Raw genomic sequence first — 19,392 nt, forward strand, 5'->3', positions numbered from 1 at the left:
CACCACCCCCGAACGGGGGTACGCCACGATGAAAGGGCGAGCACGTGGCAGCAGACGCAGCCGAGGCGGTGGAGGTGCGCGGCGCACTGGTGCGGCTGCGGCGCACCACGGGGCTGCCGGTCGCCTTCGGGGGACTCGTGGAGTCCGGACGGCCGCAGATCCGCATCAGCGAACTCAGCGGCAATACGACGACGGCGCTCAGCTCGCTGGCCGTCGTCTCCGGCAACGGTCTGGGCGGAAAGGTGGCGGCGCTGGCCCGGCCGTGCGCGGTGACCGATTATTCGGCCTCCCGGCGGATCAGCCACGAGTACGACGCGGCGGTGGCCACGGAGGGTCTGAAATCCGTGCTGGCGGTGCCGGTCGTGGTGCGGCGCCGGGTGCGCGGAGTGCTGTACGGCGCCCTGCGGTCCGCGCAGCCCCTGGGCGACCGCGCGCTGAGCGCGGCGGTGGACGCGGCGCGGGACGTGGAGCAGGCGCTGGTCGCACGGGACGAGGCGCGTGCCCTGCTGACGGCGGTCCGGGAGCCCGCGGGGCCGTCGGGCGCGGCCTGGGAGCAGGTCCGCGAGGCACATGGCACGCTGCGCGCACTGGCCCAGCGGATCGAGGACCCGGCGTTGCGGGCCGAGGTCCTCGAGGTCTGCGGGCGTCTCGCGAGTGCGGTGTCCCCGGAGTCCTCCGCCGCATCCGTGGGTATCTCCCCTCGAGAGGTGGACGTGCTGTCCTGCGTGGCGGTGGGCTCCACCAACGCGGTGGCGGCGGAGCGGCTGGGGCTGCGTCCGGAGACCGTCAAGGGCTATCTACGATCGGCTATGCGGAAGTTGGGGGCGCACACGCGATGGGAAGCGGTGGTCGCGGCGCGGCGGGCGGGGATATTGCCCTAGGCCCCGTTGCGGTCGCCGCGCCCCGGCCCCGGCGGACGCCGGGCGGATTACCACCCACCCGTCCCCTTGGACGCTCCTCCGGATCGCCGGCACTCCATTCATTCGGCAGTCCCCATGAATTCCCCTGCGCCACGCATCTGTTGTTTCCCTCACCACGGCTGTCCGTCCAGAATTCAATGGCAGGTTGCCTAATATTGGCCAGGACACGACACACCTGAGGGGAGCGGTGACCGTGCGAGGGGACTTCAAGGAGCCTGGCAGACCGCGCCCCGACCTGGTCATCGGCCGGGAGGAGCTGTTCGCCGGCGCACGGGGGCAACTCGCCGCCGGAGGAAGTGTGCTGGTGCACGGACCGGCGGGAATTGGAAAGTCGACGGTTCTGCGCTTGCTGGCCGCTGAATACGGCGAAGAGGTACGGACCGTCCTGCGGTGCTCGGCGACCGAGTCCGAATCGCATCTGCCCTTCCTGGCCCTCGCCGATCTGCTCGGCCTTGTCTTGGACGAGGTCGCCCACCGGTTGCCCGCCCCGCAGCGCACCGCGCTGGAGTCGGCGCTCACCGGCCGCGGCGAATCCACCCTGCAACGGGACGGACTCGCACTGCGGCTCGCGGTGCTGTCCACCCTGCGTGCCCTCGCCGCCCGCGGCCCCGTGCTGATCGTCGCCGACGACCTCCAATGGCTCGACCCGGCCAGCGCGGAACTGCTCGGCTTCGCCGCCCGGCGTCTCGGCGGCACACCCGTCCAGATGCTGTGCGCGGTGCGCACCCACACCGAACCGCAGGGCCAGGAGCAGGACCGCTATCTGAGTGCGTCCCCGCCGGACACGCTCGCCGTCAGAATCAACCCGCTCTCCCGCGCCCATGTCGCCGAACTCCTCGACCACCGCGGCTACACCGGCCTGCCCCGCTCGACCGTGCGGGACATCCACCGCACCAGTGGCGGCAATCCGCTGTTCGCGCTGGAACTCGGCCGTGCCCTCTTCGAGAGCACGACGCCGCCGAGCCCCGGTGAACCGCTGCCCGTGCCGACCTCGTTGCGGGCCCTGGTGCTCAACCGGCTGGAGGCGCTGTCCGCGGAGGCGCGCCGCACCCTGCTGGTGGCGAGCGCGGGCGCCCGGCCCACCCTCGCCCTGCTGCACGCGGCGGGCCGGACGAACGCGGAGGCGGACACCGCGCAGGCCGCGGCCCTCGGGCTGCTGGTGACCGAACAGGACGCACCCGGCGTGCGGTTCGCGCACCCGCTGATATCCGCCGCGCTGTACGCGCAGGCCGACGCCCAGGAGCGGCGGGCGGCGCACGCCGCGCTGTCCACGGCCGCCTCCGATCCGATCGAACGGGCCCGTCATCTCGCGCTCGCGAGCACGGGTACGGACCCCCGAGTGGCCGCAGGTCTCGGTGAGGCCGCGGCCGCCGCCCGGGACCGCGGCGCGCCGTCGGTGGCGGCGGAGCTCGGGCTGCTCGCGGCCCGGCACACCCCGGACGACGCCGTACCGGGCCCGGACGAGCGCCGGTTGCAGGCGGCCGCGGACGCGCTGACCGCCGGGGAGACCGACTTCGCCCGCGACATCGCCCACGACGTGCTCGCCCAGGCGACGGAGCCGGCGGACCGGGTGCGGGCCTGGATGGTCGTCATCGACGCCGCCGGGCATGCCATGGCCGAGGTGGACGCGGCCTTCCCGCAGGCGCTGGCCGACGCCGGGGACGACCCGCGGCTGCTGACCCTCGTGCACTACCAGCTCGCCTGGCGCGCGCTGCTCGTGGAGGGTGACTTCGAGCGGGCGCGGGAGGAGGGCGCGCGCGCCGCGGACCTGGCGGCCCGGGCGGGCGACCGGCGCAACGAACTGCTGGCGCTGGCCTTCCAGGCCCAGGCCGAGACGCTGATGGGACATCCGGACGCGCCCCTCACCATCAAACGGGCGCTGAAGGAGCCGCAGGATCCGCGAGTGGCCGCCGACCACAACGGCGCCGGCTCGGTACGGTTCCGTTGGCTGATCATGAGCGATCAGCTGGCCGAGGCCCGCAAGACGGTCAGCGCACTGCTGCGCGAGGCGCGCCGTCGCGGGATGGTCGAGGCCGAGGTGCACTTCCTGCGCGGTCTCGCCGAGACCGAACTGCGGGCGGGCCACTGCGGACGGGCACTGGACCTCGCCCGCGAGAGCCTGCGGCTGGCCCGGGACACCGGGATCGGGGAGGCCGCGAGCGCGATGCTCACCTCGCTCGCCGAGGCCGCCGGGGGCGAGGTGGACCGGGCACTGGCGCTGGCCCGTGAGGCGGTGGCACGCGCCGAGAAGAACGGTGACGTGATCTATCTTTCGCGGGCGCTGGCCGCCCTGGGGCACGCTCAGCTGGTGGCCGGGGACGCACCGGGTGCGGTCCACTCCCTGCGCAGGGCCAGGGAGCTGGAGGAGGGCCTCGGAGTCACCGATCCGGCCCGGGGGCGCTGGCACGGTGACCTCGCGGAGGCGCTGGTGCGCATCGGGGAGCCGGCCGAGGCGCAGGGCGTCGTCGACGCCACCCGCGCCCGGGCGCTGAACCTGGGACGGGAGAGCGTGCTCGCGGTACTGGACCGGGCGGAGGCGCTGACGCGCGCGGCCCGTGGCGAGACGGACGCCGCGGCCCGGCAACTGGTCCAGTGCCGGGCGCGACTGGCCAGGCTCGGTTACGGCCTGGAGGAGGCGCGGGCGGCGTACGCGCTGGCCGCTCTGCCCGGGCGGCAGTCGGCACCGGCCGCCTACGACGAGGCGGCCCGGCTCTTCCGCCGCTGCCGCGCCATGCCGTGGCTGCGCCAGGTGGAGACGGCGGCGGTGGCGGCCCCTGCCCGGGCGTCCCGGGCCGCGGTCTCCCTGGACGCCCTCGCCGCGACGGAGCGTCAGGTGGCCGCGCTGGTCATGGAGGGAGCGACCAACCGGGAGATAGCCGCGCGTCTGTTCATCAGCGTCAAGACGGTGGAGGCGACGCTCACGCGGGTCTACCGCAAGCTGGGGATACGGTCCCGGGTGGACATCGTGCGGCTGGCGGCGGGACGGCCACCGGGCTGAACACCCCTCTCCGGCAGAGCCGTTGCTCGCTTCGCACGCGCGGACCGAGGGTTTTCCCTCCCCGACTCCCTTAGGGCGTTCCCTCATTGGGCCCGGCCTCGGCGCCTTCTAGCGTATGGAACAAGCCGTTCGCCCGGGCAACACGGCCGAGCGACCCCCCACCGGCAACCCCCTGAGGAGACTCGTGTTCGGGATCGACCGCGCCAGACGAACCGTCGCCGCCGCCCCGGTGGCCACCGCGACCGTGCACAGCGCCTCCGACTCCCGCTGCCGCGCCTCCCACGGCTCCGACTTCCTCGGGTACGACACGGTGCTCGCCGGCTCCTTCTCCGGCGGCATGGACACCTGCCAGGGCGACAGCGACGGTCTCCCGCTCACCGGGGGCGTCCTGGCAGGCAGTATTTCCCGGGCGGCGGCCCCGCCGAGGCGGGTGACCCGGGGACGGACGCCCGGGTCACCCTCTCGCGCCCCGCGACCCGGCAGGCCGGGCCGTAGCCGCCCCGAAGACTCCTGAGTACCCCTCAGGTCGATACCAGGGGGCGTTGCGGGCCTCCACGAGCGGCCCGCAACGCCCCCTCTCCAACCGGCCTGCGCCTGGGACGAACGGGCGGTCTCACCGCCCGACGACGGTCCCGAACCGGATGTCGTACGGCTCTCCCGGATGCAGAACGGCGAGCATCCGCTCCCCTTCCCGCGTCACGTCCTCCCGCTGGGCACGGGTGAGCCCGCCGAAGGGCTCGACGACGAGCGTGTCCTCCTCCAGCTTCCACACTCCCGCCAGGAAACCGTCGACGAGGAGCGTGCGGTGTGCCTGGTTGCCGGTCCAGCTGCGGCCCTTGAGGTCCGGCGGCACGACACGGGTGCGGTCGGCGTGGGAGAGCAGCAGGTTGTCGAACTCGGGCAGGAAACGGGGCGGTGCGGGGGTGTCCGGATCGGGCCGCGGCGCGTCGGGAAGGTCGAAGAGCTCCACGCCGTTCGCATCCTGGAAGGCGACGAGCCGCGTGCGGAGCCGTTCGAAGACGTCACGCAGACCGGTGAGTCCGGCCCAGGTCTGCATGTCCTTCACCGAGGCGGGCCCGAACGCGGCCAGATAGCGCAGGACGACGGCGTCCGGGGCTGGGGCCGGCTCGGCGGGGCGCCCGAGCCAGTGCTCGGCGGTGGTGAGCGCGACCCGGCCGCTGCGGCCCCACAGTCCGCGCGGGGTGACCTGGACCAGCGGCAGCCGGCACCGGGCCGCGAGCGCGAGGGCCTGGGGGTCTGCATGCGGCCATTCGACGGCCAGGGCCTCGCGCAACTGCTTCATGGTGCGCGGTTCGGTCTCCACCAGGTCCCGGGCGAGGACGGCGAGCCGGTCCAGGTCGACTCCGGCGAGGCCGTCGCGGAAGAGGCCGAGTTCACGGTCCCGGGCCGGCTGTACCAGGGGCCGCAGGCCGAGGCAGTCGTCGGCGGTGTGGGCGTGGATGGTGGAGCGCATGGTGACGATGCGGACGACCTCGCGGTCGCCGACGAGCCGCGAGAGGTGCCCGGGGGCGAAGCCCTCCAGACGGGCGGCGAGCGCGTAGTACGGGGGTTTGACGTTCTGCGCCTGGAGCCCGAGGAGATGGCCGACGGCGGCCTGCGCGGACAGCGGCGAGCGGTGCAGCAGGAGTTGACGGTCGAGAGTGGCGCGGTTGAGGGCGCGCGGACCGAGAACGGGCAGCGAGGCCGTGCGGGCCGACTTGCGTGTCGCGGAACTCGTCTTCGTCATGCTCCGCACGCTATCGACGCTTGCGGACAGCCGCTGTCCGCTGCTTCCACCGGATACTCGGGCACGCTCACATTTCCCGGCCGTCCGAACGGGACCCGTCCCAGCCGGTGGTCGCGATGACGTCCAGGGCGATGTCCACCACGGACCGGCCGTCCGTCACCACACGGGGCACCTCGGCAGGCACCCGCTCGTCCAGGAGACGTGCCTTGCGGGCGCTGCCCTGCAGTTCCTTCGCCAGCTCCGAACCGAGCTCCCGGCCCTCCAGGCGCGCGCGAGCCGTGGTGTCCGAGGCGGTGAGCAGTACCCGTACGATCCTCACCCCGGTCCCCATGGAGCGCTCGAACATCCCCGTCGCCTCGGGCAATACGCACGAGGTGTTCGTATAGATCAAGCGGCGGTAACCGCGTTGCGCGAAGTTCGCCCACACGGCCCTCAGATTGCTTTCGGTGACCTCGGAGCGGTCCGGGTCCCCCTCCGGCGCCGGGTGCACCTGCCCCATGAAGTCACCGTCGATGACCGCGTGGGCAACGGCCGCGGCGCGCAGCAGCGCCGAAACCTCCCACCCCACCGTCGTCTTGCCGACCCCGGCCCGCCCGCCGATGAGCAGCACCTCGGAACGATCCATGGACGGCAGCGTGCCAGTGGGCAGCCACCCGCGTCACCCGACGTACCTCGGTCGGCCTTCGGACGTGCTCTAAGTTGGCCCGTATGAGCGTTCCGCGGCGGAATTATCGGTATGTGGGACCGGTCGACCTGAGCGCCGGCCTCCGGCCCGGCGGCACCGGCCGACGGATCGGCTCGGCGGCCGACTTCGACGGGTGGGTCGCGGAGCGATCGGCGGCCGATCTGGCCGAGCCGTTCACCTTCGTGGTAGGCACCGACGGCGTGCTGCGGCTGGCGCCACGACGGAGCGAGCATGTGGCGTGTGCCGGCGGCGGGCCCGTGCTGAGCGCCGGCGAGATCGCCTTCAGCCGTGAGGCGGGGGGCCGTTGGGTGACCGACCACGTCAGCAACCATTCGACCGGGTACTGCCCGGACACCAGTTCCTGGCCGGCGGTCGCCCGAGCCCTGGATCAGGTGGGCCTCGAGCACCCGTCCGGCTTCACTCACGAGGCGGTGTTCCGGCGCTGTCCCGGCTGCCGGGAGCACAACGTCGTACGCGAGGACCATTTCGTCTGCGTCTTCTGCGGTGGTGACCTGCCGGAGGTGTGGAACGTGGACCCCTCCGCATGACAACGGCGTACCGGATCCACGTGTACTCAGGCACTGTCGGGACAGACGTGGACCGGTGACCGCGACGTGGGCCCCAACGCTCCCCGAGCGTCCGACACGGCCTCCGGCCCGGTTCTCTACGGAGATGGGCCCTATCCCCCGTATATCCTGCTCGGTGATCACACAGACGTACGTTCGACACGGGAGGCTGCCGCGATGTCCGAGCGTCGTGCCCGTCCGGCCCCGAGGAACGGCAGGAAGTCCGTCTGGCGCCGCGCCCTGACCCAGGCGGCGAGCCCGCCCGCGGGTTCCGCGGCACCCGCCCCCGGGCCGGCGCCCGAGGAACCGGCGGACACGGGCAGCATCGTGCAGGCGGCCCTGTACCGAGATGGCGTCCGCATCTCCTCACCCGCCACCCTTGCCGACACCTTCCGCGAACTGCTGGACGAGCGCGACGGCATGGCGTGGATCGGTCTGGCCCGCCCCACCGAGGCAGAACTGCTGTCCCTGGCCGACGAGTTCGACCTGCACCCGCTCGCGGTGGAGGACGCGATGGAGGCGCACCAGCGGCCGAAGCTGGAGCGGTACGGCGAAACGCTCTTCGTCGTACTGCGCGCCGCCCGTTATCTGGACGCCCCGGAGGAGGTCGACTTCGGCGAGCTCCATGTGTTCGTCGGCCCGGACTTCGTCGTCACGGTCAGGCACGGCGCGGCGCCGGACCTGTCGGCGGTCCGCAAGCGTATGGAGGAGTCACCGGAACTCCTCGGGCTGGGCCCGGAGGCGGTGCTCTACGCGATCCTCGACGCGGTGGTCGATGGTTACGCCCCCGTGGTGGAGGGCGTGCAGATCGACATCGACGAGATCGAGACCGAGGTCTTCCGCGGTGACCCGGAGGTCTCCCGCCGCATCTACGAACTCTCCCGGGAAATGGTGGAGTTCCAACGCGCCACGCGCCCTCTGGTGGGCATGCTGCACGCCCTGATGGCCGGCTTCGCGAAGTACGGCACGGACGAGGAACTCCAGCGCTATCTGCGGGACGTGGCCGACCATGTCACCCACACCAGCGAGCGCGTCGACGGATTCCGCCAGGCGCTGGCGGACATCCTGACGGTCAACGCCACGCTCGTCACCCAGCAGCAGAACGCGGAGATGCGGGCACTGGCGGAGGCGGGCTTCGAGCAGAACGAGGAGATCAAGAAGATCTCCAGCTGGGCCGCGATTCTCTTCGCTCCCACACTCGTCGGCACGATCTACGGCATGAACTTCTCCCACATGCCTGAACTGCATTGGGGGTTCGGATACCCCTTCGCGATCGGCTTGATGGGCGTTGTATGCGCCAGTTTGTACGTGATCTTCAAACGACGGGACTGGCTCTAGACACCAGCGGGCGCGCGCTCGGGCGCCCAAAGGATTCGCATGGTGGCATGTTCTTGTCAAACCTGTCACGCTCTTGGCGGCCGCCGGCCTGCCCGCAGGGCGGACACGGCGGACGTCTCTTCCCAGCGATCACGCAACCCGGTACGCGCAGACCCGCGGCCGACCTCCGGCGCACCACACCGGCCGTCGGCCACCGAGCAGGCCGGAACCCCGGCCGCCGCAAAGGAGTTTCGTGTGAGACCAACCCCCCACAAGGCCCTCGCCGCAGGCGCGCTCGCCGCCGCGACGATGGCCGCACTGTCGCTCCCCGTCACCTCGGCGTCCGCGGCGCCCGCCGCCTGCTCCCCGGCCCAGGTGGTCGCCGACAGCGGCTTCGAGAGCGGCACATCGCCCTGGACCCAGTCCCCGACCACCGTGATCACCAGCCGTGCCGGTCAGACCGCTCACGGCGGAACCAGCTTCGCCTGGCTGGACGGTACCGGCCGGACCCGGACCGACAGCCTCTCGCAGTCCGTCTCGATCCCGGCCGGATGCGGCAGCGCCCGCCTCACGTTCTGGCTGCACATCGACACCGCCGAGACGACGTCCTCCGTCGCCTACGACAAGCTGACGGCGAAGATCGGCAGCACGACGCTGGCGACGTACTCGAATCTCGACAGGAACACCGGGTACGTCCAGAAGTCGTTCGACGTCTCGGCGTTCGCGGGCCAGACCGTGTCCCTCGCCTTCTCCGGCTCCGAGGACTCCAGCCTCCAGACGAGCTTCGTCCTCGACGACGTCGCCCTCGACACCTCGGACGGCGGTACGACCCCGCCGGCGGACTCCACGCGCACCCCCGCCGCCCCCTCGTACACCGTCAGTCTGAGCAGCGACTCGAGCGGCACCGTCTGGACCGGCCACGAGAGCGCGACCTTCACCAACGCCTCCTCCACCGCGCTCACCGAGGTGTATCTGAGGCTGTGGGACAACTACCACGGCACCTGCTCCGCCCCGCCGATCACCGTCCGCAACCTCACCGGCGGCACCGCGGGCCCCCTGTCGGTCGGCTGCACCGCCCTGCGGGTCGACCTGCCCGCGCCGCTGCCCCAGGGGCGGACCGCCACGATCGGCTTCGACCTGGGCATCACCGTCCCCAGCGGCGCCGACCGGTTCGGCCACGACGGGGCGTTCAGCTTCGTCGGCAACGCCCTGCCCGTCCTCGCGGTCCGGGACGGCACGGGGTGGCACCTGGACCCGTACACGAACAACGGCGAGTCCTTCTACTCCCTGGCCGCGGATTTCAAGGTGACCCTGGACCACCCGGGCAGCCTGCTGGTGCCCGCCACCGGCACATCGACCGACACCCCGGGCACGGGCGGCCGCACGATCACCACCGCCACCGCCTCCAAGGTCCGTGACTTCGCCTGGGCCGCCGGCCCCTTCACCAAGGTCTCCGGCTCCTCCAGCGCCGGCGTCCCGGTCAACATCTACTCCGTCTCCGGGATCAGCTCCTCCAGCGCGCAGTCGATGCTCACCACCGCGAAGTCCGCCGTGGACGCGCACGCCGCACGCTTCGGCGCCTACCCGTACGGCGAGTTGGACGCGGTGATCGACAACAACTTCTGGTTCGGGGGCATGGAGTACCCGGGCTTCGTCCTCGATCTGGTCAGCACCACGGCGCTCACCCATGAGATCGGCCACCAGTGGTGGTACGGGATCGTCGGCGACGACGAGTACAACAGCCCCTGGCTCGACGAGGCGTTCACCGACTACGCCACCGACCTGGCGCTGAACAAGACGGGCGCCAACTGCTGGAACAGCGTCTCCTGGGCCTCGTCGGCGGAGAAGATCACCAACTCGATGGCCTACTGGGACGCCCACTCCTCCCGGTACTCCACCGTCGTCTACGGCTACGGCAAGTGCGCGCTGCACGATCTGCGGCGCGTCCTCGGCGACACCGCCATGGCCAAGCTGCTGAAGGACTACGCCACCGCTCACTGGTACGGCGTCTCGACCACGGCCGAGTTCAAGGCGGCCGCCCAGGCGGCCACGACCACGGACCTGACCTCGTTCTGGACCACGCACCGCATCGAGGGCTGACGCACCACCGGTGCGTCGCGGTGAACGCCCTGCGGCGCCACCGCGGCGCACCGGTGACACGGACGAAGACCGCCGGCGACCGCGTGAGGGGCCCCGGCCCCTCACGTGGTCGACCCCGTCCCGGTCTCGGCTCGACGCGGCCTCGGGCCAACATGTCACCATGAAAGCCTCACAAATCAACGAAGCATGACAAAAACGACCCGGCCTGCCGTCAAACTTGGGTCATTCGTTTTCTTGAATCCCTCGTGTTTGGAGCGGTAGGTTCAGCGCCGTGACCGCATCCCAGATCCCGAACACCGCCGAGGAGCTCCGCGGTGCCGGCCTGCGGGTGACGGCCGCCCGCGTCGCACTGCTCGAGACCGTCCGGGAGGGTGACCACCTCGGCGTCGAGGCGATCGCCTCCGCAGTCCGCGATCGCGTGGGCCACATCTCCCTCCAAGCCGTGTACGAGGCCCTCCACGCACTCACCGGGGTGGGACTCATACGCCGCATCGAACCGGCCGGCAGTCCGGCCCGGTTCGAGGGACGCGTGGGGGACAACCACCATCACATCGTGTGCCGCTCGTGCGGTGCCGTCGCCGACGTCGCCTGTGCGGTCGGTGAGGCCCCCTGCCTGACCGCGTCCGACGACCACGGCTTCTCGGTCGACGAGGCCGAGGTCATCTACTGGGGCCTGTGCCCCGACTGTTCCATCGCCCGCAGTTCGTGAGCACCGTGATCCACCGAGTCCGGAAGGATTCCCATGTCCGAGAACCATGAGGCAATCGTCACCGATCCCAAGACCGAGGGCGCCGGCGGCTGCCCGGTCGCGCACGGGCGCGCCGCGCACCCGACGCAGGGTGGCGGAAACCGCCAGTGGTGGCCGGAGCGGCTCAACCTGAAGATCCTTGCCAAGAACCCCGCCGTGGCCAACCCCCTCGGCGAGGACTTCGACTACGCCGAGGCGTTCAAGAGCCTCGACCTCGCGGCCGTGAAGCAGGACATCGCCGAGGTGCTGACCACCTCGCAGGACTGGTGGCCCGCCGACTTCGGCCACTACGGCCCGTTCATGATCCGCATGGCGTGGCACAGCGCCGGCACGTACCGCATCAGCGACGGCCGCGGTGGCGCGGGCGCCGGTCAGCAGCGGTTCGCGCCGCTCAACAGCTGGCCCGACAACGGCAACCTCGACAAGGCCCGCCGCCTGCTGTGGCCGGTCAAGAAGAAGTACGGCAAGAGCCTGTCCTGGGCCGACCTCATGATCCTCACCGGCAACGTGGCGCTGGAGTCGATGGGCTTCGAGACCTTCGGCTTCGGCGGCGGTCGTGCGGACGTCTGGGAGTCGGAGGAGGACGTCTACTGGGGTCCCGAGACCACCTGGCTCGGCGACGAGCGCTACACCGGCGACCGTGAGCTGGAGAACCCCCTCGGCGCCGTCCAGATGGGCCTCATCTACGTCAACCCGGAGGGCCCGAACGGCAACCCGGACCCGATCGCCGCGGCGCGCGACATCCGCGAGACGTTCCGCCGGATGGCGATGAACGACGAGGAGACGGTCGCCCTGATCGCGGGTGGCCACTCCTTCGGCAAGACCCACGGCGCCGGCCCGGCGGACCACGTCGGCCCCGACCCCGAGGCCGCCTCGATGGAGGAGCAGGGCCTCGGCTGGCGGAACACCTTCGGCACCGGCAAGGGCGCGGACGCCATCACGTCCGGCCTCGAGGTCACCTGGACCACCACGCCGACCCGGTGGAGCAACGACTTCTTCGAGAACCTCTTCGGCTACGAGTGGGAGCTGACCGAGTCCCCGGCCGGCGCCAAGCAGTGGAAGCCGAAGGACGGCGCGGGCGAGGGCACGGTGCCCGCCGCCCACGACCCGTCGAAGAAGATCGCCCCGGCGATGCTCACCACCGACCTGTCGCTGCGCTTCGACCCGATCTACGAGCAGATCTCCCGCCGCTTCTACGAGAACCCGGCGGAGTTCGCGGACGCGTTCGCCCGGGCCTGGTTCAAGCTGACCCACCGCGACATGGGCCCGAAGTCGCAGTACCTCGGCCCGGAGGTCCCGGAGGAGACCCTGCTGTGGCAGGACCCGCTGCCTGAGGCCGAGGGCGAGGCCATCGACGCCGCGGACGTCGCGGCCCTCAAGGCCAGGCTGCTCGACTCGGATCTGACCGTCTCGCAGCTCGTCGCCACCGCATGGGCGTCGGCCTCGACGTTCCGCGGCAGTGACAAGCGCGGCGGCGCCAACGGCGCGCGCATCCGGCTCGAGCCGCAGCGCGGCTGGGAGGTCAACGGCCCCGACCAGCTGGCCTCGGTCCTGCGTGTCCTCGAAGGTGTCCAGCAGGAGTTCAACTCCGGCGCCAAGAAGGTCTCCCTGGCCGACCTGATCGTGCTCGGCGGCTCCGCGGCCGTGGAGAAGGCCGCCAAGGACGCCGGCTACGACATCGAGGTGCCCTTCACCCCGGGCCGTGTCGATGCGACCGACGAGCACACGGACGTGGAGTCCTTCGTCGCGCTCGAGCCCACCTCCGACGGGTTCCGCAACTACCTCGGCAAGGGCAACCGCCTGCCGGCCGAGTACCTGCTGCTCGACCGCGCGAACCTGCTGACCCTGAGCGCCCCGGAGATGACGGTGCTCGTCGGCGGTCTGCGGGTCCTCGGCGCGAACCACCAGCAGTCCTCGCTGGGTGTGTTCACCGAGACCCCCGGCGTCCTGACGAACGACTTCTTCGTCAACCTGCTCGACCTGGGCACGACGTGGAAGTCGACGTCCGAGGACCAGACCACGTTCGAGGGCCGCGACGCTGCCACGGGCGAGGTCAAGTGGACCGGCACCCGTGCCGACCTGGTCTTCGGATCGAACTCCGAGCTGCGCGCGCTGGCGGAGGTCTACGCGAGCGACGACGCCCGCGAGAAGTTCGCGAAGGACTTCGTCGCCGCCTGGACCAAGGTGATGGACCTGGACCGGTTCGACCTGGCCTGATCTGATCCGACGCCCCGTCCGGCCGGTCTGCACCGGCCGGACGGGACCCGGCTCGCCCCACGGTCCCGGCAGATTTTCCTGCCGGGACCGTCGCCGTGTCGGGGAGCGTGGCCCTCGGCCGGCCCTTCCCCCACCGGGCGGTCGTCCCGATCCGGCGCAGGTCCGGGTAACTATACATGCCGTGTATACACTGCATGTATAGTCGTCGAATGCTCTCAACAGGGAAGATGAACAGACGTGCGCGCCGGTTGTCCGCTGTGGCCGCCCTCTTCGTGATGGTTGTCACGATTTCGGGATGCACCGCGCTGCACACCACGGCGCCATCGGCCGTCCGCGCACACGTCGCGGTGGGCGCACCCGCCCGGTTCGGCGCGGTGGACTGCCGCGAGGCCAAGTGCATCGCACTGACCTTCGACGCGGGGCCGAGCGAGCACTCGGCGCGGTTGCTCGACATCCTCAGGGAGAAGAAGGTCCCGGCGACCTTCTTCCTGCTCGGCAAGGGTCACATCGAGAAGTACCCGGACCTCGTCCGGCGGATGGCCGCGGAGGGCCATGAGGTCGCCAGCCACACCTGGGACCACAAGATACTGACCGAGATCTCGCCGCAGCTGATACGCGAGGAACTTCAGAAACCGAACGACGCGATAGAGAAGCTCACCGGCCACCGGCCCACGCTGATGCGCCCGCCCCAGGGCCGTACGAACGACACCGTGAACCGCATCAGCCGTGAGCAGGGACTCGCCGAGGTGCTGTGGAGCGTGACCGCCAAGGACTACCTGACCGACGACTCGGACCTGATCCGCAAGCGGGTCCTGGAGCAGGCGGGCCGGGACGGGATCATCCTCCTCCACGACATCTACCCGGGCACCGTGCCCGCGGTTCCCGGGATCATCGACGCGCTCAAGGAACGCGGGTACGTCTTCGTGACGGTGCCCCAGCTGCTCGCCCCCGGGAAGGCAGAGCCGGGCACCGTCTACCGTCCCTGAACCCCCGATGTGCGCGCCGGGGGCCTCAGAACACGACCGACCAGCCCTCCTGCGCCGCCTGCTCCGCGGTGTAGGAGACGCCGTGCACCTTCAGGCCGTCGGCGTCCAGCAGGGTGATCTCGCCACCGTGATTGCCGAGTTGTGCGCCGTCCGTCACGGGCAGCGCCAGACAGGCGCCGGCGGCCAGGGTGCCCGGAGGAATCGTGCAGGCGTGGCCGAGACGGTCCACGAGGCGCCAGCCCACCAGGTCGACCGGGTCCGGCGAGACGTTGATGAGGGTCACGGTCTCCGCCTCGGGACTCCGGCCCCGCGGGTTGACCAGGGCGGCCACGATCCGCACGGCGCCGCCGCCCGGTGCGGGGAGTGTGCCGCCCGGGACCAGGGCATGCCCCGTAACGTCGTCGGTGTGCCATGTCTGGCTCTGGAAGGCGAGAAAGACCGCGACCCACCGGGACTGCCCGGGGAAGTGGATCAGGAGGCCGCCGTCCTGCCAGACGCCGTCGTCCTTGGCGAACCGCGCACTGTTGCCCTGGTTCATATGGATGTCGTGGACGCCGTTCCCGGGCAGGAAGCCGAAGACCTTGTCGCGGACGTTCGTCTCGGGGCCCCAGCGCTCGCCGAAGACGTACAGCCGGGCGGAGGCGTCGTCCACCGCGCGGCGCACATAGTGGTCGAGGAGGTCCGCGAGGTCGTTGTCCGGGCCGGACACCTCCGGCGGGAGCAGACGCATACGCGCCGGGTCGAGGAGGTTGCCGCGGACGAAGTCGAGGTTGGGCCCGCCGGGGCCGGACGGCAGGGTGTTCCAGCCGCCGGTCAGCCCCTCCAGCCGGGCGGTGACCGGATGGCGGAAGTCCTCGCTGACGAGGTAGAGCAGATCCGAGGGCTTCTCCTGGGACTGCACGTTGACGGACGCGCGGTAGTGGGTGCCCTGGTCGTCGGCCAGATGGATCTGGTAGTGCGGCGTGTCGGCCGCACCCTCGCGGCGGGTGTCTACGGCGCGCCCGATCAGTACGCCATAGGTCTTCAGCGGCATGGTGATCAACTCCCCATGAAGGCAGGCGCGTTATCCACCCGATGCGGCGCATGCTAGCGACAGCACGCCCCCTGTCACCCCTCCTGCCCTGAATTCACGCTCTGTCCATGTGTGCGTGCCTGACGGAGGAATCGCCGGGCCCCGCCTACGATCCACCGGTGGTCCTCATCCTCGTCGAACGCGTCACCCGGCTCACCGTCGAACAGGCCTGGCGCCGTCTCACGGACTGGCCGCGCCACGGCGCCGTGGTGCCGCTGACCCGGGTCTCGGTGCTCACCCCGCAGCCCACGGCCGAGGGCACGGTCTTCGTGGCCCGCACCGGTCTCGGTCCCCTCACCTTCGACGATCCGATGCGGGTGGCCCGGTGGCGCCCGCCGACGCTGTGCCGCCTGGTCAAGCAGGGAAGGCTCGTCACCGGCTGGGCGGAGATCGAGGTGCACCCCTTGGGCACGGAGGGCTCGCGCGTGGTGTGGCGGGAGGATCTGGCCGTCCGACTGTTGCCCGCGCTCTTCGACGGGCTGCTCGGGTGGGCGGGACGAAGGATGTTCGGACGTGCGGTGGACGGGTTGCTCGCCCGGGATCCGGGCCCCGGTGTCGGTGGCGACGTCTACAGTCCACCAGCATGACGGAGACCGAGCACCATCTGACGACCCGGGCCTCGTACGACAGGGTGGCCGAGGACTACGACAGGTTGCTCCGGGACGAACTGGCGAACATGCCCTTCGACCGTGCCATGTTGGGGGTGTTCGCGGAGCGGGTGCTGGACGGCGGAGGCGGACTCGTCGGAGACCTCGGATGCGGTACCGGGCGGATCACGACCTATCTGGAGAAGCTGGGGCTGGACGCCTTCGGGATCGATCTGTCACCGCGGATGGTGGCCGTCGCCCGGCAGGCCTACCCCGCCCTCAGCTTCGAGGTGGGGTCGATGACCGGCCTCGACCTGAGGGACGGCGAGCTGTCCGGGGCTCTCGCCTGGTACTCCACCGTGCACACCCCGCCCGGGGAACTGCCCGTGGTCTTCGCAGAGTTCCACCGGGTGCTCGCTCCCGGCGGACATCTCCTCATGGCCTTCAAGGTCGGCGACGAGTGTGTGCACCTCGACCACGCCTACGGGCACGAGCTCGCGCTGGACGTCTACCGCCATCCGCCGGAGCGGATCTCCGAACTGCTGGTCCGCGCAGGCTTCGAGGAGGTCGCCCGACTCGTGCGGGCGGCCGACGGCCTTGGGGAGAGGACCCCGCAGGCCTACCTCCTCGCCCGCAGACCGGTCTGATCCCCCATCAGGCAGGTGACACGATCCGCCCCGGAGAGAGGGGCGTCGTATCGCGGTGGATCGGGGTGTGGGCGCCGGTGAGGGAGACGCCGCTGCCGCCGTGCCGGGCCGCGACGATCTCCGCGGCGATGGACAGCGCGGTCTCCTCCGGTGTGCGGGCGCCGAGGTCGAGACCGATCGGTGAGCGCAGGCGGGCCAGCTCCAGGTCGGTGACACCGACGTCGCGCAGGCGCGCGGTGCGGTCCAGATGCGTACGGCGCGAGCCCATCGCGCCGACGTAGGCGACCGGGAGGCCGAGCGCCAGCCGCAGCAACGGCACGTCGAACTTGGAATCGTGCGTCAGCACGCACAGGACGGTGCGGCCGTCGACATGCGTGCGCTCCAGATACCGGTGCGGCCACTCGACGACGATCTCGTCGGCCTCGGGGAAGCGGGTGCGGGTGGCGAAGACCGGGCGCGCGTCGCACACCGTGACGCGGTAGCCGAGGAACGCGCCGACACGGACGAGCGCGGAGGCGAAGTCGATCGCGCCGAACACGATCATCCGCGGCGGGGGAACGGAGGACTCCACCAGGACCGTGAGCGGTGCACCGCAACGCGAGCCCTGTTCCCCGATCTCCAGGGTGCCCGTCCGGCCGACCTCAAGGAAGGCGGCCGCCTCGGCCGCCACCGTGCGGTCCAGTTCCGGATGGGCGCCGAATCCTCCCTCGTACCCACCGTCGGGGCGTACCAGCTGCGCCCCGCCGAGCATGTCGGCCGGACCGCCCACGATTTGCGCGACCGCCGCGGCCTCGCCGCGGGCGGCGGCGGCAAGCGCTGCGGCGAGCACCGGGCGGGCGGCATCGGCCGCCCGCACCGGCGTGACGAGGATGTCGATGACGCCGCCGCAGGTCAGCCCGACGGCGAAGGCGTCCTCGTCGCTGTAGCCGAAACGCTCCAGGACCACCTCGCCGTCCTCCAGCGCCTGCAGGCACAGGTCGTAGACCGCGCCCTCCACACAGCCGCCGGAAACCGAGCCGATCGCCGTGCCGTCGGCGTCCACCGCGAGGGCGGCGCCTGGCCCGCGAGGACCGCTGCCGCCGACCGCTACCACCGTGGCGACGGCGAAGTCGCGCCCCTGCTCGACCCACCGGTGCAGATCTTCGGCGATGTCCAGCATCTCTCGGTCTCCTTGACGACGTGAGCGGAAGGGCGGTCGGGGCGTCTAGTGGACGCCGAGCCAACTCTCGATCGGGTTGAGGGCGAAATAGATCAGGAAGACGGCCGTCAGCCCCCACATGAAGGCGCCGATCTCTCGCGCCTTGCCCTGCGCGGCCTTGATGGCGACGTACGAGACGACACCCGCGGCGACGCCGGTGGTGATCGTGTAGGTGAACGGCATCAGGACCACGGTCAGGAAGACCGGTATCGCGGTGGCGCGGTCGGACCAGTCCACATGACGGGCGTTCATCAGCATCATGGCCCCGATGACCACCAGGGCCGCCGAGGCCACCTCCTGGGGGACGATCGCCGTCAGCGGGGTGAAGAACAGACAGGCCGCGAAGAACAGCCCGATGACGACGGAGGCGAGTCCCGTGCGGGCACCCTCGCCGACGCCCGTGGCCGACTCGATGAACACCGTCTGCCCGGAGCCGCCCGCGACACCGCCGATCACGCCGCCGGCGCCGTCGATGAACAACGCCTTGGACAGACCCGGCATACGGCCCTTGTCGTCGGCGAGTCCGGCCTCCGTGCCGACGCCGATGATGGTGGCCATCGCGTCGAAGAAACCGGCGAGGACCAGCGTGAAGACGATCAGGCCGACGGTCATCGCGCCGACGTCGCCCCAACCGCCGAAGTCGACGTGTCCGAGGAGCGAGAAGTCCGGCATCGACATCGCGCTGCCGTGCAGTTCGGGTGCGCCGCTCGCCCAGGAGTTCGCGTCGACGACACCCAGTGCGTTGAGGCCCGAGGCGACGACCGTGCCGCTGACGATGCCGATGAGGATGGCGCCGGGCACGTTGCGGGCCTGGAGCATGAAGATCAGCAACAGGGTTCCGGCGAAGAGCAGGACGGGCCATCCGGTCAGCTGTCCGGCGGGCCCGAGAGTGACGGGGGTGGCCTTGCCCTGGTGCACGAAACCGGACTTGTAGAAGCCGATGAGGGCGATGAACAGGCCGATGCCCATGGTGATGCCGTACTTGAGCGCCGGCGGGATCGCGCTCATGACCATCTCACGCAGGCCGGTGACGACCAGAAGCATGATGACCGCGCCGTACACCACGCACATCCCCATCGCCTGAGGCCATGTCATCTGCGGGGCGACCTGCGAGGACAGAACACCGGAGACCGAGAGGCCGGCGGCGAGGGCGAGCGGCGCCTTGCCGGCAAAGCCCATCAGAAGTGTGGTGAAGGCGGCGGCGAACGCGGTCGCGGTGATGAGCGCCTGACGGCCGAGCGTGTCCCCGGCCGCGTCCTTGCCGGACAGGATCAGGGGGTTGAGCAACAGGATGTACGCCATCGCCATGAAGGTGGTGACGCCGCCGCGCACTTCGCGCGCGAGGGTGGAGCCTCGCCGGGATATGTGGAAGTAGCGGTCGAGCCAGGACCGGCCGGCCGGGACGCGGGTTCCCGCGCCCGCGTCCTCGGCCGTGGTCCTGGAGTCCACGGACTGCTGGGTCATGCTGCCGTCTCCCTAGCTCATGGGGCACCCGTGCAACCGCCGTGACGGACACGGGATCAGGGGATCTGCACGACCCGGGGGACGGCCCGAGACGAACATCGGGGGCCGGGGGACACGGTCCCCCGGAGGAGTTCACCTGC

16 protein-coding genes are annotated in these 19,392 nt (G+C 71.1%); 11 read left to right on the forward strand and 5 right to left on the reverse strand.

Going from position 1 to position 19,392, the window contains the following annotated elements; all coding sequences use genetic code 11:
- Window positions 1-44 precede the first annotated feature (44 nt).
- From ADL25_RS22400 to ADL25_RS22410, 3 genes are all read left to right on the forward strand, one after another.
- Window positions 45-881, forward strand: coding sequence for a helix-turn-helix transcriptional regulator (locus tag ADL25_RS22400; protein WP_059129538.1), 837 nt, complete (start codon window positions 45-47; stop codon window positions 879-881).
- Window positions 882-1,107: 226 nt separating this feature from the next.
- On the forward strand, window positions 1,108-3,918 hold the full coding sequence (locus ADL25_RS22405; RefSeq protein ID WP_420711353.1) for an ATP-binding protein: 2,811 nt from the start codon (window positions 1,108-1,110) through the stop codon (window positions 3,916-3,918).
- Between the two features lie 184 nt (window positions 3,919-4,102).
- Window positions 4,103-4,432 carry a hypothetical protein gene (locus tag ADL25_RS22410; RefSeq protein ID WP_059129539.1) on the forward strand — a complete coding sequence of 110 codons (330 nt, stop codon included), beginning with the start codon at window positions 4,103-4,105 and terminating at the stop codon, window positions 4,430-4,432.
- A gap of 99 nt (window positions 4,433-4,531) precedes the next feature.
- Here ADL25_RS22410 and ADL25_RS22415 read toward each other — a convergent pair whose 3' ends face one another.
- On the reverse strand, window positions 4,532-5,665 hold the full coding sequence (locus ADL25_RS22415) for a winged helix DNA-binding domain-containing protein (RefSeq protein WP_059129540.1): 1,134 nt from the start codon (window positions 5,663-5,665) through the stop codon (window positions 4,532-4,534).
- A gap of 67 nt (window positions 5,666-5,732) precedes the next feature.
- On the reverse strand, window positions 5,733-6,290 hold the full coding sequence (locus ADL25_RS22420) for a hypothetical protein (protein ID WP_181923184.1): 558 nt from the start codon (window positions 6,288-6,290) through the stop codon (window positions 5,733-5,735).
- An 83-nt stretch (window positions 6,291-6,373) separates the two neighbouring features.
- On the opposite strand from ADL25_RS22420, the gene ADL25_RS22425 reads away from it, so the two are divergent.
- The 6 genes from ADL25_RS22425 to ADL25_RS22450 all read left to right on the forward strand — a co-directional run bounded on the left by ADL25_RS22425 (window position 6,374) and on the right by ADL25_RS22450 (window position 14,284).
- Window positions 6,374-6,898: a hypothetical protein gene (locus tag ADL25_RS22425; RefSeq protein WP_059129542.1), complete on the forward strand. Its 525-nt coding sequence runs from the start codon at window positions 6,374-6,376 to the stop codon at window positions 6,896-6,898.
- Between the two features lie 195 nt (window positions 6,899-7,093).
- Complete coding sequence (locus ADL25_RS22430; protein WP_059129543.1) at window positions 7,094-8,254, forward strand: magnesium and cobalt transport protein CorA; 1,161 nt, start codon at window positions 7,094-7,096, stop codon at window positions 8,252-8,254.
- 234 nt (window positions 8,255-8,488) lie between these two features.
- The gene (locus ADL25_RS22435) at window positions 8,489-10,333 is read left to right on the forward strand and encodes a M1 family aminopeptidase (RefSeq protein WP_059129544.1); all 1,845 of its coding nucleotides are present in this window, start codon (window positions 8,489-8,491) and stop codon (window positions 10,331-10,333) included.
- A 271-nt stretch (window positions 10,334-10,604) separates the two neighbouring features.
- Window positions 10,605-11,042: a Fur family transcriptional regulator gene (locus ADL25_RS22440; RefSeq protein WP_059129545.1), complete on the forward strand. Its 438-nt coding sequence runs from the start codon at window positions 10,605-10,607 to the stop codon at window positions 11,040-11,042.
- Window positions 11,043-11,075: 33 nt separating this feature from the next.
- A complete protein-coding gene (gene katG / locus ADL25_RS22445) occupies window positions 11,076-13,298 on the forward strand; it encodes a catalase/peroxidase HPI (protein WP_059129546.1) in 2,223 nt (740 codons plus the stop codon).
- Between the two features lie 275 nt (window positions 13,299-13,573).
- Complete coding sequence (locus ADL25_RS22450; protein ID WP_420711354.1) at window positions 13,574-14,284, forward strand: polysaccharide deacetylase family protein; 711 nt, start codon at window positions 13,574-13,576, stop codon at window positions 14,282-14,284.
- 25 nt (window positions 14,285-14,309) lie between these two features.
- Here the strand turns inward: ADL25_RS22450 and ADL25_RS22455 are convergent, their stop codons facing one another.
- On the reverse strand, window positions 14,310-15,317 hold the full coding sequence (locus tag ADL25_RS22455) for a DUF2278 family protein (RefSeq protein ID WP_059129548.1): 1,008 nt from the start codon (window positions 15,315-15,317) through the stop codon (window positions 14,310-14,312).
- 158 nt (window positions 15,318-15,475) lie between these two features.
- Between ADL25_RS22455 and ADL25_RS22460 the strand changes: the two genes are divergently transcribed.
- Together ADL25_RS22460 and ADL25_RS22465 are read left to right on the forward strand one after the other, a co-directional pair.
- Window positions 15,476-15,943, forward strand: a complete 468-nt coding sequence (locus tag ADL25_RS22460) for an SRPBCC family protein (RefSeq protein ID WP_059129549.1) — start codon at window positions 15,476-15,478, stop codon at window positions 15,941-15,943.
- The gene (locus ADL25_RS22465; protein ID WP_059129550.1) at window positions 15,940-16,590 is read left to right on the forward strand and encodes a class I SAM-dependent methyltransferase; all 651 of its coding nucleotides are present in this window, start codon (window positions 15,940-15,942) and stop codon (window positions 16,588-16,590) included. The genes ADL25_RS22460 and ADL25_RS22465 overlap by 4 nt, the downstream gene beginning before the upstream one ends.
- A gap of 7 nt (window positions 16,591-16,597) precedes the next feature.
- Here ADL25_RS22465 and ADL25_RS22470 read toward each other — a convergent pair whose 3' ends face one another.
- Window positions 16,598-17,749: an XdhC family protein gene (locus ADL25_RS22470; RefSeq protein ID WP_059129551.1), complete on the reverse strand. Its 1,152-nt coding sequence runs from the start codon at window positions 17,747-17,749 to the stop codon at window positions 16,598-16,600.
- Between the two features lie 45 nt (window positions 17,750-17,794).
- On the reverse strand, window positions 17,795-19,252 hold the full coding sequence (locus ADL25_RS22475) for an NCS2 family permease (protein WP_059129552.1): 1,458 nt from the start codon (window positions 19,250-19,252) through the stop codon (window positions 17,795-17,797).
- Window positions 19,253-19,392: the final 140 nt, after the last annotated feature.

The sequence above is a fragment of the Streptomyces sp. NRRL F-5122 genome (assembly GCF_001507435.1).
Lineage (GTDB): Bacteria > Actinomycetota > Actinomycetes > Streptomycetales > Streptomycetaceae > Streptomyces > Streptomyces lannensis.